General features: G+C 39.0%; 13 protein-coding genes. 8 read left to right on the top strand and 5 right to left on the bottom strand.

Going from position 1 to position 14,711, the window contains the following annotated elements; genetic code table 11:
* Positions 1-31: 31 nt before the first annotated feature.
* Genes TAO_RS05315 through mfd form a run of 3 tightly spaced genes read left to right on the top strand, consistent with a single transcriptional unit; the run spans position 32 to position 6,421 of the window.
* Entirely contained in the window at positions 32-1,504 is a 1,473-nt protein-coding gene (locus TAO_RS05315) for a sensor histidine kinase (RefSeq protein WP_096526949.1), read from the top strand.
* Positions 1,473-2,879 carry a sigma-54-dependent transcriptional regulator gene (locus TAO_RS05310; protein ID WP_096526948.1) on the top strand — a complete coding sequence of 469 codons (1,407 nt, stop codon included), beginning with the start codon at positions 1,473-1,475 and terminating at the stop codon, positions 2,877-2,879. Before TAO_RS05315 ends, TAO_RS05310 begins: the two co-directional genes overlap by 32 nt.
* A 17-nt stretch (positions 2,880-2,896) precedes the next feature.
* On the top strand, positions 2,897-6,421 hold the full coding sequence (mfd, locus tag TAO_RS05305; protein ID WP_096526947.1) for a transcription-repair coupling factor: 3,525 nt from the start codon (positions 2,897-2,899) through the stop codon (positions 6,419-6,421).
* A gap of 39 nt (positions 6,422-6,460) precedes the next feature.
* Here the strand turns inward: mfd and TAO_RS05300 are convergent, their stop codons facing one another.
* Positions 6,461-6,991 (bottom strand): hypothetical protein, encoded by a 531-nt coding sequence (locus tag TAO_RS05300; RefSeq protein ID WP_096526946.1) that lies wholly within the window; start codon positions 6,989-6,991, stop codon positions 6,461-6,463.
* Positions 6,992-7,140: 149 nt separating this feature from the next.
* On the opposite strand from TAO_RS05300, the gene thiS reads away from it, so the two are divergent.
* Both thiS and TAO_RS05295 read left to right on the top strand, forming a co-directional pair.
* Entirely contained in the window at positions 7,141-7,347 is a 207-nt protein-coding gene (gene thiS / locus TAO_RS09915) for a sulfur carrier protein ThiS (RefSeq protein ID WP_231910593.1), read from the top strand.
* Positions 7,348-7,386: 39 nt separating this feature from the next.
* Positions 7,387-8,175, top strand: a complete 789-nt coding sequence (locus TAO_RS05295) for a thiazole synthase (RefSeq protein ID WP_231910592.1) — start codon at positions 7,387-7,389, stop codon at positions 8,173-8,175.
* 23 nt (positions 8,176-8,198) lie between these two features.
* On the opposite strand, the gene TAO_RS05290 is transcribed toward TAO_RS05295, so the two are convergent.
* Genes TAO_RS05290 through TAO_RS05275 form a run of 4 tightly spaced genes read right to left on the bottom strand, consistent with a single transcriptional unit; the run spans position 8,199 to position 10,418 of the window.
* A complete protein-coding gene (locus TAO_RS05290; RefSeq protein WP_096526945.1) occupies positions 8,199-8,744 on the bottom strand; it encodes a peroxiredoxin family protein in 546 nt (181 codons plus the stop codon).
* 45 nt (positions 8,745-8,789) lie between these two features.
* Entirely contained in the window at positions 8,790-9,221 is a 432-nt protein-coding gene (locus TAO_RS05285; RefSeq protein ID WP_096526944.1) for a hypothetical protein, read from the bottom strand.
* Between the two features lie 14 nt (positions 9,222-9,235).
* Positions 9,236-10,054, bottom strand: coding sequence for a P-loop NTPase family protein (locus TAO_RS05280; protein ID WP_231910591.1), 819 nt, complete (start codon positions 10,052-10,054; stop codon positions 9,236-9,238).
* Between the two features lie 16 nt (positions 10,055-10,070).
* A complete protein-coding gene (locus TAO_RS05275) occupies positions 10,071-10,418 on the bottom strand; it encodes a TraK family protein (protein ID WP_096526943.1) in 348 nt (115 codons plus the stop codon).
* An 838-nt stretch (positions 10,419-11,256) separates the two neighbouring features.
* On the opposite strand from TAO_RS05275, the gene hpnI reads away from it, so the two are divergent.
* The 3 genes from hpnI to hpnK are packed head-to-tail and all read left to right on the top strand — an operon-like array spanning position 11,257 to position 14,705.
* Positions 11,257-12,432 carry a bacteriohopanetetrol glucosamine biosynthesis glycosyltransferase HpnI gene (gene hpnI, locus TAO_RS05270; protein ID WP_096526942.1) on the top strand — a complete coding sequence of 392 codons (1,176 nt, stop codon included), beginning with the start codon at positions 11,257-11,259 and terminating at the stop codon, positions 12,430-12,432.
* Between the two features lie 15 nt (positions 12,433-12,447).
* Positions 12,448-13,872, top strand: coding sequence for a hopanoid biosynthesis associated radical SAM protein HpnJ (hpnJ, locus tag TAO_RS05265; protein WP_096526941.1), 1,425 nt, complete (start codon positions 12,448-12,450; stop codon positions 13,870-13,872).
* A complete protein-coding gene (gene hpnK, locus TAO_RS05260) occupies positions 13,869-14,705 on the top strand; it encodes a hopanoid biosynthesis-associated protein HpnK (RefSeq protein ID WP_096526940.1) in 837 nt (278 codons plus the stop codon). The genes hpnJ and hpnK overlap by 4 nt, the downstream gene beginning before the upstream one ends.
* Positions 14,706-14,711: the final 6 nt, after the last annotated feature.

The following is a 14,711-nucleotide window of genomic DNA, read 5'->3' as shown; positions in this document are numbered from 1 at the left end:
AATTCTTACTTATAGAAGAAATGTCCCCTACATGAAAAGCTTAATCCATCGTGCTATTCAGTTGCGATGGATGGGGATGCTTGGGCTGTTGCTTTTTAGCTTGATTCTTCTAGGAGGAATGATAGAGCGGAATGTACGCCATTTAGAGCGGGTACATGCCTATATGAATTATTCTCATCGGATTCAGCAAGCTAGCCTTAATTTACAGCAGGTATTATTAGAGAATATCTCAGGAAAGAGCGCCACGATTAACCCTAGCGTACTTAAGCAGCTCCATAGAGAGGTTAAAAATCTTATTTTTTTGGATTATTATTCCGCTGTCGAAACACCAAAGCGACTGCGACAGTTGGATAATTTGTTTTCAGATCTGATAGATGAGCAAAATGAAAAACTACCTTTTTTCATGTTATTTCCTGCTTTAACTTTGATAAATCAGGTATTGGATACCGAGATCATACAAGATGAACAAATATTAGAAAATATTATCCAAAACACTCGCACTGAGTTAGAATTAGCTGTGGGCACTCTTATTGCTCTTTTTCTCTTAGGTGGGTGGTTTTTTCGTAACCGGATTTTTAACCCACTAGCCGATCTAAGCCAACTACTCTCTCAATTAGCTAAAGAGGATTACAGCCCGATTTCTACTCGCTATTTAAACCCACTGCTACTACCCGTATTTAACAGCTATAATGAGATGGTGATTCGGCTACAAAAACTAGAGGAAGAAAAACGCTTGCATGCTAATTCCTTAGAAGCTAAAGTTCGTGCTGCTGCTTTAGCACTGTTAGGACAGCAACGAAGCTTAGCCCGTGCTGAACGCCTTGCAGCGGTGGGAGAATTAGCCGCTAGCATTGCCCATGAGCTACGAAATCCTTTAGCGGGTATCCGGATGAGTTGTAGTAATTTACGAAAAGAAATTAATAATCCTGATCAAGCGCAACGTCTTGATCTTATAGGATCTGAGCTTAAACGAATTACATTGCTCTTAAACGATCTGCTAAACCAAGCAAAACACACCCCACAACCTGCTGCTGAGATATCCCCTGCCACTGTAGTTCAGGAGCTATTAGCCTTAACTCGATATCAGATACCCGCCCATATACAACTAGAAAGTAAAATCTCAGAAACCTTACGTTGTCGATTACCAGAGGGGGAAGTTCGCCAAGCGTTACTCAATTTAATACTGAATGCAGCCCAAGTAATGGGTCATACTCCAGGTACAATAAAGGTAGAAATTTTCTGCAATAATGATACTCTTTGCCTCATGGTTAGCGATGAAGGGCCTGGATTTTCCCAAGAAATACTTGAGGGTGGATTTCGACCTTTTGTCAGTGGTGGCCAACAAGGAACTGGGCTAGGACTGGCAATGGTACAGCGATTTGCCCGTGAAATGGGAGGAGAAGTTCGGTTTGTTAATAAACAATCCGGTGGTGCCTGTGTTACCATTATTCTCCCCTGTCATAAAGATCACCATGGGCGCTACATTACTAGTTATCGAGGATGAAACACTTTTAGGTACTGAGCTTACCCGCCACTATAAAAATGGAGGCTGGGAGGTAGAGTGGGCTCATACCTTAGGGCAGGCGCGATCTATGCTCCTTGAGCAGCGTCTTGATCCACTTCTAATCCTTTCAGATATGAGTCTGCCAGATGGCAGCGCCTTAGATCTTATGGAATCTATTCACGGGCAATATGCTCATGCTGAATGGATCTTACTGACCGGTTACGGTAGTGTTCCAGATTCAGTGCGGGCATTACGAATTGGGGCCTATGATTTTCTTGAAAAACCCTGTGAGCTGGAGCATTTAGATTTAATTGTAGCCAGTGCTGCTCGTAGCGCCCGTGCACAAAGACATTTAATTTATCAAACGCAGCAGCGATATCAACAATACTCCTCTAAAGCTTTTGTAGGGCACAGCCAAGCCGCGCAGGAGATACGAGAACTATTAATTAAGTTAACGAAAGTACCTTTTAGTGCACTTATTATAGGCGGTGAAACAGGAACAGGAAAAGGTTTAGTAGCTAGAATCTTACATTATGGAGGATCACGAGCACAGCACCCTATGGTAGAGCTTAACTGTGCTGCATTGCCTCGGGAATTACTAGAGTCTGAGCTTTTTGGGCATGAAGCGGGTGCTTTTACGGGAGCTAAAGCACGCCATTTAGGTCTTCTTGAACAAGCGCATGGAGGAACTTTATTCCTAGATGAAATTGGCGAAATGCCCCTAGATCTACAGGCCAAGTTACTCAAGGTTATTGAAGATCGTCGAGTGCGGCGCTTAGGAGGTAGTAAAGAAACTCTTGTTGACGTACAGATTCTAGCAGCCAGTAATCGAGATTTAGAACAGATGTCTAAAGAAGGAGGATTTCGCGCTGATCTTTATCATCGACTTAGCGTCTTTCGCCTTAGATTACCTGCATTACGGGAAATCAAGGAGGATTTAGACGATTTAGTGCCTCTATTCGTTGCTGAGTTCAATGCTGAGGCAAGAAAACAAGTTAAGATAATTCCAGAACGGGTATGGAATCAACTTCGAAGCCATGACTGGCCTGGTAATGTACGTGAACTACGTAATGTAGTAGAACGATGTGTACTATTTTCTGATGATGCTGTTTTTGCTGAACAATGGTTGCAATTACCTGGAAAAATTACCTCCTCCCCTAGCTTAGTTACACCAAATAATAATGCTCAAGTTTGCCTACCTCTAGATGGCAGCATGGTACTAGAAGATATGGATCGATATATTATTGAAACGGCGCTTAAACGCAATCATTATAATATCGCAGCAACCGCTCGCGCCTTAGGAACTACTCGGGAGACTCTACGTTATCGAATCCAAAAACATGGGCTTAAGTCCTCTAAATTACCATCCTCTTAGAATTATATCCTGTAGATATGCTATCTATTTTAAATCCTAGCTTTTCATGCACGCCTTATAAACCCGGCGATCACCATCATTTTGGTCAGCTTTATGGAAGTAGTTTTGGGTTGATATTAGCTATTTATGCCCATCGCTATCCAGGTCTTATTTTAGCGATTACCCCAGATACAGCTACAGCAAATCAATTAGAATATGAACTAAAATTTTATAGCGATAAAAAGAAAAGCCTTCCAATTCTAAGATTCCCTGATTGGGAAACCCTACCCTATGATGTGTTTTCCCCTCATCAGGATATTATTTCAGAGCGCTTAGCTGTACTCTATCAGTTACCTCGGCTAAGCCAAGGGGTACTCATCGCCCCTGTGACTACTTTGATGCAACGCCTTCCGCCTCAAGAATACATTGAATCCCATAGTTTAATGATCGCCGTTAGAGATCAGCTTGAGCCAGAGACTTGGCGTAAGCAGGTAGAAATTGGAGGATATCGCTGTGTCTCTCAAGTAATCGATCATGGTGAATTTGCAATACGGGGATCCATTATTGATATTTTTCCCATGGGTAGCAAAATACCTTATCGAATCGATTTACTTGATAACGAAATAGATAGTCTCCGGAGTTTTGATCCAGAAAGCCAGCGATCCTTGCAGTCAATAGAGCAGATTCAACTACTACCTGCACGAGAATTTCCATTCACAAAAGAGGCAATTGATCGATTTCGGAAAAATCATCGCTGTCTTTTTGTAGGTAATCCACAGCACAGTCTAATCTATCGTGAAGTCAGTGAAGGAAATACGCCTCCAGGAATTGAATATTACACTCCGTTATTTTTTGATCATACGGATACTTTATTTAATTATCTTCCAGAAAATACTTTAATTTTTACTTCTGAGAAAATTCAGGTAGCAGCAGACAAGTTTTGGCAGCAAATAGGAGATCGGTATGAGCAATATTGCCATAATCTAGAGCGACCATTATTAAAGCCACAGGATCTCTATCTTCAAACAGGGGAAATTTTTACTGCCATTAAGAAAATACCTCGCATCAGTTTACAATCCCCAGCATTAGATAAAAAGCTAAATTATCACAATTTTGCAACCCAGCCTCCCTCTTCGCTAATACTCAATCCTCGTGCACTTCAACCCTTGGGGTCACTCATTCAATTCATTGAGAATTTTCAAGGGCGCATATTGTTTGTTGCTGAAACTGTAGGAAGGAGAGAATCTTTATTAGATTTACTCATGGGTATTGAAGTATGCCCTCGCCCTTTTGAAAGTTGGCAAACTTTTTTAGAATCTCAAGAGTACCTAGGCATTACCGTCTCACCACTACAGCAAGGTTTGCTATTAACTAACCCCTCCATAGCTGTTATTGCTGAATCTCAGTTGTTTGGTGAGCAAGCAATGCAATATCGCCGCCGTAAGCAGGATAACCATACACACACTGCAGATACTTTAATTCGAAATCTAGTAGAACTAACTGTAGGTGCCCCTGTAGTCCACGAGGAGCATGGCGTTGGGCGTTATCTAGGACTACAAATGTTAACAGTGGGTAAGGACACTGAATTTATGGCCTTGGAATATGCAGGTGGAGATAAGCTCTATGTCCCCATTTCTTCACTGAATCTTATTAGTCGTTATACCGGTGCATCACCTGAATCTGCCCCGTTACATAAGTTAGGTTCTGGTTATTGGGAGCGAGCTCAGCGTAAAGCAAAAGAGCAAATTCATGATGTGGCCGCTGAGTTACTAGCTATCTATGCTCAAAGAGCAGCCAGAAAAAAAATACCATTACCCGCCCCTGACTCTCACTATGCTATTTTTGCGAGCGCCTTTCCTTTTGAGGAGACCCCAGATCAAACTAAGGCTATTGAGGCTGTTATCGCAGATTTGACGTCAGATAATCCTATGGATCGGTTAATTTGTGGAGATGTGGGTTTTGGGAAAACTGAGGTAGCTATGCGGGCTGCTTTTATAGTCTCTCAGTCAGGAAAGCAGGTCGCGGTACTGGTACCTACAACTCTCTTAGCTCAGCAGCACTATCAAAGCTTTAAAGATCGTTTTGCCGATTGGCCAGTGCAGATAGAAGTAATATCTCGTTTTCGATCCCGTAAAGAACAAGACGCAATAATTACCCATATTACGAGCGGAAAAGTGGATATTATCATTGGTACTCATAAATTATTGCAAAGTAATATCGTTTTTAAAGACTTAGGATTAATGATTATTGATGAGGAACACCGGTTTGGTGTTCGACAAAAAGAACGTATGAAAACGCTACGTGCTGAGGTAGATGTACTTACTTTAACAGCAACGCCTATCCCGAGAACACTCCATTTTTCGCTATCAGGGCTTAGAGATCTCTCTATTATTGCTACCCCACCAGCGCGTCGCCTAGCTATTAAAACATTTGTACAAGAATGGGACGATAATACCCTCCGGGAAGCTATACTTCGAGAAATTAAGCGAGGTGGACAAATTTATTTTCTTCATAATGAAGTAGAAAGCATTGATAAAATAACGCAGAAAGTTCAATCTCTTCTTCCTGAGGCTAAAATAAGCATTGCTCATGGCCAGATGCGGGAACGGGAATTAGAGCAAGCCATGTTAAATTTTTATCATGGGCGTTTTAATATTTTAATCTGCACAACGATTATCGAAACAGGCATTGATATTCCCAATGCAAATACTATTATTATTCATCGAGCAGATAAGCTGGGTTTAGCTCAACTTTATCAGCTACGTGGACGAGTAGGAAGATCTCATCATCGGGCCTATGCTTATCTAATTGTTCCTCCTCGGTCAGCCTTAGCAGCAGATGCGCTAAAACGGTTAGAGGCCATTGAATCCATTGAAGAACTAGGGACTGGTTTTATCCTTGCCACCCATGATATGGAAATTCGGGGAGCAGGTGAATTACTGGGCAAAGATCAAAGTGGGCAAATGCAAGAAATTGGCTTTAATCTTTATCATGAATTATTAGAGCGAGCGGTAAATAGCTTAAAATCTGGGGGGACGCTGGATTTAGAGCGATCATCAGGAGAATCCAGTCTAGAGATTGACCTTCATGCCCCCGCTTTGATTCCAGAGAACTATATTCCTGACACCCACACTCGATTAGTGCTCTATAAAAGGATTTCAGCTGCTAAAGATACTGAGGGGTTAGATGAGATCCAAGTGGAAATGATTGATCGCTTTGGCTTACTCCCTGAATCTATTAAAACGTTACTTACTATTAATAAAATCCGCTTAAAAGCAAATAAAATGGGTATTCGTAAGATTGAAGCTGGAGATAAGGGTGGGCGAATTCACTTCCAGCCAGAGCCAAATATAAATCCTATAACAGTAATTGATCTTATCCAAAATCAACCTAATACTTATAAACTTGAGGGTAGTGAGAAGCTTCGCTTCATTCAAGAATTACCCAATGTCCAAGCACGTTTAAAGGCTCTGGAAAATTTGCTTAGTATATTGAGCGGCCATAAGCAGCAAGCTAATTTAAATAATCTTAAAAAATTTGAATCCTTTAGCATAGCAGGCTAAATCTATAAATTTGAGCGATTGTAATTTAAGCTTTAAAAACTAGAAGCTGGAGGCTATAGCTTTTCCCCAGAAAATCACTATTAATGCCTGAGAATCCGCTAAAATGGAAGCATACATCGTACTTGATGATAGGGCGTGCCTTAATACAGTAATATTAATAAGAACCCGCCATAGCAGCATTGGAAATAATAAAAAGGCTACTACCGTGCTTGCTCCGGCATTTTCAGGAAATTGTATGCTTCTTAACAAAAATAAAAATATTTCCTCTATTATACTCACTACAAAACCAGCACTTGCGAGTGCTATTAAGGTTTGAGGTATTTGTTGAGTCGATTTTTTTAATATTAGAGGTACGCTTGCCATTAAAATAAGTAATGTAGCATCAAACATTGCTAAAAATACTGAAGCAGTTGTTGAATAACCAGACTTATCTACCAAAAAACGACCTATAATATAAAATATTAAGCTGACAATAAGAAGTACTATTGAAGAAGGTAGTTTTTGTGGCCCCGCTTCCCGTAGGCAGATAGTATATAACTCTTTAATGAAATTAAAGGTATTTGAAAACATCGATAGCTTACCTTGTTATGTCAAGAATTAATTAAAAAGACGCAGTTCTAACTTTTATCTCATCTAATCTCAAGGGTATCTAAAAAACAGTCATGCTTTATAATAATAGCAGTAAATGTTTATTCACTATATAGAAGACTCTTATAGTTATGGAAATCCTGTTAAATGGTGAAATTTATAAGATACCAGAAAACTACGCTCTATCAGATCTTATTATGCGCTTAAATCTCCAAGAAAAGAGGATTGCTGTGGAAATTAATGAGGATATTATACCTCGCAGTCAATATATTCACCGGTGCTTACAATCAGGGGATAAAGTAGAGATCGTCCATGCTATTGGTGGTGGTAGTAATTAAAATCAATATATTTGCTACAAATAGAGTAGAAAGTCTAATATGAATAATACTGATGCACCTTTAGTAATTGTTGGTAAACCTTATCATTCCCGACTCTTGATAGGTACAGGTAAATACCAAAGCTTAGAGGAAACACAAGCAGCTATCCAAGCAAGTGGTGCTGAAATCATAACAGTGGCCGTTCGTCGTAGTAATATTGGCCAAAAATCAGGAGAGCCTAATTTACTTGATGTTATCCCTCCAAGTCGCTATACGATATTACCTAACACTGCGGGTTGCTACAACGCTGAAGATGCAATACGTACCTGCCGGCTAGCTCGAGAATTACTAGATGGATATAGTTTAATAAAACTAGAAATTTTAGGAAATGAAAAAACGCTGCTTCCAGATCTCATAGAAACTTATAAAGCAGTTAAAATACTGGTGAAAGAAGATTTTAAGGTAATGGTTTACACTAATGATGATCCAATTGCAGCGAAACAGTTAGAGGCTATGGGTTGTGTTGCAGTGATGCCCTTAGCTGCTCCTATTGGCTCTGGATTAGGTATTAGAAACCCTTATAATATTTTTGAAATCGTTCAGAATGCTAACATACCCATTTTAGTTGATGCGGGCGTAGGCACCGCCTCCGATGCTGCAATAGCTATGGAGATAGGATGTGATGGAGTATTAATGAATAGTGCTATTGCGGGCGCACAAAACCCTATACTTATGGCCTCTGCTATGAAAAAAGCGATAGAGGCAGGCCGAGAAGCTTACCTTGCCGGTCGAATTCCTCGGAAACGATACGCTAGCGCCTCCTCTCCTGTTGAAGGTATTTTCTTTTAATTTCAATTTCTAAATGACTTAACTTAAACCTTGCATTTTTCTTGATCGCAGCGATTATCATTAAGATATTCACCTTTAAGGGTAACTGGGTCAGCTTTAGCCTCGCTAATAAGCATTGCAATATCAGCCCCTACCTTCATGTCATCATCACGACCAAAGCTATGTTTATGAATATAACCTTTATGATCAATCATGATTAAACTAGGGGTTCCCCGCATACCATAAATCCCCATTGTCATTGGTATTCCCAATCGTTCTCCTGGTTGATCAACCCCGATTGGAAAAGTATAACGGTATTCATGAATAAAAGCATCAAGCGCCTGCGGAGTCATGACATCATGATGTTCAAATACAGTATGTAGCCCAATAATCGTGACATCATTAGGATCAAAAGTATTATAAATTTTCTGAGTTTGTGGCAGTCCATGGATTACACACCCGGGGCAAAGCATTTGAAAAGCATGTAAAATTACAACTTTTCCCCGAAGGTTAGATAAGTGTAACGATTGATCGGTATTAAACCATTGAGCTATATGCCAGTCGGGAGCTAAAACCCGATTAAGGTGCATACTTCACCTCTCTTTATGTTTTATTTCTAATACACATCGTTATGGTCATAGGATTACAGCAATAGTCACCATAGAGACTAAACTGAAAACCACAGCTACCCACATTGCAATGGTAGCTTGTTTATTTGCTAACTCACTACGCTCTGTTAATGCCTCTAACATTATTTGATGGCGTTGATGTTCCTGTTCTAGTAAGAGATGGAGGTTTTTCTGGAAATTTTGGCTTTCCTCGCTAATTTGCTGAACCGCCTTAACGATTAACGATTCACTTAAAGTCTTAGTATGAGCTTGATGCTGGTCTGAAATAAACTCTAAGTTTTTTTTGAGCCGCTCTATATTAATATTAACCTCATTAGTATAGTAACCAAGCACTACATCGTGCACTGCTAGTACTGCTAATACAGGATCATCTTTAGTTAGGAGAATACCAAAATCCTTAGCGATTATTTGAATAATTTCATCTCGATCTAGCACCATTTTAATTTTTTTAATTAAAGTTTAGAACCTTTATTTCCTTTTTTCGTTTTTTTAATAGGAAGTTGCTGTAGATCACCGTCAATTGTTGGTACTGGTGGTATTATTTCAACTCCTAGTATTGGATCCATTTGCTCAAAGAGCGCTTTTTTCATTATTTTAAGACGATGTTTAGACATCAATTTAAATTGATCAGATTGGATAGCTTGATTAAAAGTCATCCTATTCTCAAGCATCTCTTGGATATCTTCCCCAAAAGTAGATCCACTATTACGATAAATACTTATGATTCCTTTTATTCGATCCTTATGATCCTGATATACTTTCATGTTCTCAAAAGTCTTACCTTCTTTTTCAATAGCTCCAAAATATTGATTGAGCCATACCACCATCTTTGCTGATTCTGGGAATTGGCGAGCCAACGAATCAAAACCAGAGAGCGTGTCTATAAGGGCTTGACCTCCTGTCACCACTGGATGAATAAAAACAGAGTGGCCCATATCCTGAAGCATCTCTATTGCCTCATTTTCAACCAGATAGGAAGATAGGGGGATAAAGCTTGATGAGCCATTATCGATAATAATCTCAGCATTATCATTTTCCACAATTATTTCTATGAGATGATCAAATTCACGCTCATCAATTACATTTTCTTTTAATAATTCTACCCGCTTAACTGGAAAGGCTGTATAACCTGCAAAGGTAGCATTGACCGGATCGGTATCTATACAAATTAGAGGCACATTATTTTCTTGGCGGTGCTGAGCGATAAGCGCTGATACTAAGCTTTTACCAACACCGCCTTTTCCTTGTAAAGTAAAATGCGCTTTTGCCACTTATATATCTCCTAAACTAAATAAGATCTTCCTTACTTTTACCTTTAGCATCAAATATAAATTTCTTGGTTAACTGGCCTTTTCGCTGTTTTAGTTTTCCTATAAACATTTTTGCTTTGAGCAAGGAAAGAGTAGTCGTTTGCTGGCTGTAGTTTTTTAAATACCGATTTATATAGTGGGTAAATGTTCGGTATTGAATAGGCATAACGCCTTTCTCTCGAAGTAGCGCCCATATTTCTTTTGCAGTATGGCCATTTTCTAGGGCTTGGCTAATTTCACTACCTCTAGCTAAAAATGCTTGGCATCCACTACCTCGCTGACCATTAGCCTTGATTCTTTGTTTTAGCTCATCGGAAAGATTCATAAGGCTCATACCATAAAATTACACTTAAACTCTCCTAGATTACCATAAATCAGTCACATTTTATCATCAAACTAGCTAATACTTTATACTGCTATAAAATGCCTTCGGCAAGCGATAACGTTACGAAGATTATTTATATTCATTCCCTATTACTACTCACCTTCTCGGTCAACTACAACGCACAAGTCCAGTTGTGGCAAAAAACCCTGTCTGGTATGACAGTTTTAGAGATTCAGAAATTGTATCCGATTCAAAGATAAGAAGCTATTTCAAGTAAAATTATCGTTACAGGATTATATCAATCCAGATAATGCAAAGGCAGCGTTTGAATCGTTAGTCGGGGTATTACGAGCTAAATATAGTAAAGAATTATCAACTCTTAATGAAAGTGATAAAGCAAGAGAAATAATGCATCTAGTAATAAAGAAGTGTAGGTATAACTGAAAATTAGAATTTGGGGCTTGTAGACGTTCATAGTGCTATCAAGCTAATCTAGAACTTACCTGATCCCCTAATACCTCACTTCCAAGGGTGGGTAAAAACTCCCCCACTTAAAACATCCATCTGGTAATTTGTCTGTATGGGGTTTTTAGTGTTTTTTTGATTAACCTGTGATAAGGGACATTATCGAGGGTTATAACATTGATAAATTAGTATTTATTATTAGTATTTTTAAATTAAATTACATATTACGTAATATGATACAAAAATAAAAATTTTTAATCAGATATAAAAAAGACCTATCCCTATTATTACTATTTAATGTTATTAATCAACATAATGTTTATAGAAGATAATTTCAGTTATAATAACGATTGCATAGGACTAACTATTAAATATAGAAATTAACTTTGGAGTTAAGATAATAACAATTTCTTTTCTAGCTCAATTTGCTACGTTTAGCTGTGTTGTAGCTTCAATTTTATATCTGATCTTTGCTGTACGTTGTGTTAGCAGATTTACTGCTACACAAGATTCAATAACATCAAAATTTTGTCCCCCTGTTACCCTACTAAAGCCTATTTGTGGTTTAGATCCGGATCTCTATGAGAATCTTCGCTCTTTTTGCGAACAAGAGTATCCTTACTACCAAATTATATTTGGTGTTTCTGATCCATTAGACCTCTCTGTACCCATTATACAGCGCCTCCTTAAAGAATTTTCTGACCTAGATTTAAGTTTGGTGATTGATGATCGCGTACACGGAATAAACCCCAAAATAAATAACTTGATAAATATGTATCAACAATCCAAATATGATTGGATCATAATTGCTGATAGTGATATACGGGTTGACTCAAATTATTTAAAATCCATTGTTGCTCCTTTTGAAAATAATAAGATAGGTGCTGTAACTTGTTTATACCTATGTTTCCCTATAAAAGGCATTGCCTCTAGGCTAAGTACTCTATTTATCAATGGATGGTTTTTACCTTCGGTTCTTATTGCTAATGCCATACAAAAAATTCGCTACTGTTTTGGCCCAACTATGGCTATCAGACGAGATGTTCTAGAGCAAATGGGCGGATTTAACAAACTTTTATCTGTTTTAGCAGATGATTATCTGCTAGGGAAATTAACCTTTGATTTGGGCTATCAAGTGCATCTCTCTTCATATCTAGTAAAAAATATAGTAGAGGAACCTAATTTTAAACGTTTATTTTTGCATGAGTTGCGTTGGGCGCGAACTATATATAGTGTTCAGCCAATAGGTCATACATTCTCTGTTATTGTCCATGCTATTCCTGTTTCATTGCTGTTTTTAGCTGTAGCACCCTCTTATATGCTTGGGCTTACTGTAGTGAGTATAGCGATTACCATTCGGCTACTAATGCACCTATTTATATACCGTAATTTAGAGCTAGAAATTCGTAGCTCCGATATACTTTTAATACCATTACGAGATTTACTTACTTTTATAGTATGGAGCGTTAGCTTCTTTGGGCGCAGTATACAATGGCGACAGCATAATTTTTTAGTTAAAGCCAATAGCCAGCTAGTAATTAAGGATTAAGGAGTCAAAAACTTTATGATGAAAACCCTATTCCTCAACCCACCTTCATTTGATGGTTTTGATGGAGGCGCTGGTTCACGATATCAAGCCCGTAGGGAGATCCGCTCGTTCTGGTACCCTACTTGGTTAGCTCAACCAGCAGCATTAGTCCCAGATAGTAAACTTATAGACGCACCTGCTCGAGGATTATCCCTAGAGCAAGTATTACCATTAGTTCATGACTATGAGCTGGCTATATTACATACCAGTACACCTTCCTTTAATAATGATATCAAAGTTGCTGAGGCGCTAAAGGAGATAAATCCAAGACTTAAAATTGGCTTAGTAGGTGCCCATGTAGCAGTAAACCCTGAACCTTCAGTGATGGCATCACCGGCTATTGATTTTATTGCCCGTAGCGAGTTTGACTATACTATTCAAGAGGTTGCTGAAGGCCGTCCTTTTGCAGAGATTGATGGTATCAGCTATCAAGTAAATAGCAACGCAGTTCATAATCGAGAACGTGATCTTATCAAGGACATGGATGCATTACCTTCTGTTATCGATGTATATAAACGTGATTTAGTTATTGAAGATTATTTCATCGGCTACTTAGAGCATCCTTATGTTTCTTTTTATACTGGGCGCGGTTGTAAGTCACGCTGTACTTTCTGTCTCTGGCCTCAAACTATCAGCGGGCATAAATATCGAACCCAGAGTCCTGAAACGGTGGCAGCGGAAGTTGCAAAAATTCAACGCTATTTCCCCCAAGTTAAAGAGATATTCTTTGACGATGATACCTTCACTGATGATAAGTCTCGTACTGAAGAAACTGCTCGTTTGCTTGGAAAACTTGGGGTCACTTGGTCCTGTAATGCTAAAGCAAATGTTCCTTACGAAACATTGAAAATTATGAAAGACAATGGCTTAAGGCTATTGTTAGTAGGCTATGAAACAGGTAGTCAGCAAATTCTCTTTAATATTAAAAAAGGAATGCGTATTGAATTTGCCCGCCAATTTACCGCTGACTGCCATAAATTAGGTATTAAAATCCACGGAACCTTCATCGTTGGCTTACCTGGCGAGACTCAAGAAACCCTTGAAGAAACTATTCGATTTGCTCAAGATATTAATCCTCATACTATTCAAGTTTCATTAGCGGCAGCTTATCCAGGCACTTTCCTCTATCGCCAAGCTCAAGAAAATGGCTGGCTACGTAACAACGAACAGGGTTTGGTTGCCGGTAATGGACTGCAAATTAGTTCTTTAGAGTATCCCCATCTTTCCCATGAGGAAATTTTTGAAGGGCTCTCGACCTTTTATAAACGTTTTTATTTTCGTCCTCGTAAAATTGGTGAAATTACTTGGGAGATGATGCGAAGTTGGGAGATGACTAAACGACGTCTACGAGAAGGCGTAGAGTTTTTCCGTTTCCTGAATCAGCGGGAAGATAGGGCGTGAAGCAGCTCATCGTCACTGCAGACGATTTTGGGTTATCTTTATCTGTTAATGAAGCTATTGAGCAAGCTCACCGTAAAGGCATACTGACTACTGCAAGCTTAATGGTGGGTGAAGCTGCTGCTGCCGATGCTGTAAGGCGTGCTCACTGTATACCTACCCTTAAAGTAGGGTTGCATGTAGTAGTAGCAGATGGTTATCCAGTATTATCACCGGATATTATCTCAGATCTGGTAGATTCCAATGGCCGATTACCTAGCAATTTAGTACGGGCTGGAGTACGTTTTTACTGCTTACCTCGAGTACGTAAACAGATTGAATCTGAGATCAGGGCTCAATTTGAAGCTTTTATAGCAACAGGATTGGCGCTTGATCATGTAAATGCTCATCATCATATGCATCTACATCCTACTATTTTACGAATTATCCTTAAGATTGGGCGCGAATTTGAGCTACGTGCTATACGACTTCCATATGAACCAGCTTCAAAAGCTACTATTCTTTCAAGCTTTTTTCTAAAGCCATGGCTCTGGATTATGTCAGACCAATTACGCCAAGCAAATATATTCAGTAATGATTATATCTTTGGCTTCCACGATACTGGAAAGATGACAGCTGAGCGGGTATTGGCTCTAATTTCAAAATTACCCGAAGGAGTCTCAGAAATATACTTCCACCCTGCTGTTGATCAGCCTACTGATTACCACCCTCTTCCAGATCAGACAGATCGAGCTGCAGAATTAAATGCACTCACTAATAGGGATATACAAAATATCTTACAATCATCTGGAATTCAGATGATTTCCTTTAGCGATATTGCTAGCTTACACTCTTAAATTTCA

The organism is Candidatus Nitrosoglobus terrae, from assembly GCF_002356115.1.
GTDB lineage: Bacteria > Pseudomonadota > Gammaproteobacteria > Nitrosococcales > Nitrosococcaceae > Nitrosoglobus > Nitrosoglobus terrae.
The sequence above is the reverse complement of the archived record's forward strand: the minus strand, read 5'-3'. Positions and strand labels throughout refer to the sequence as shown.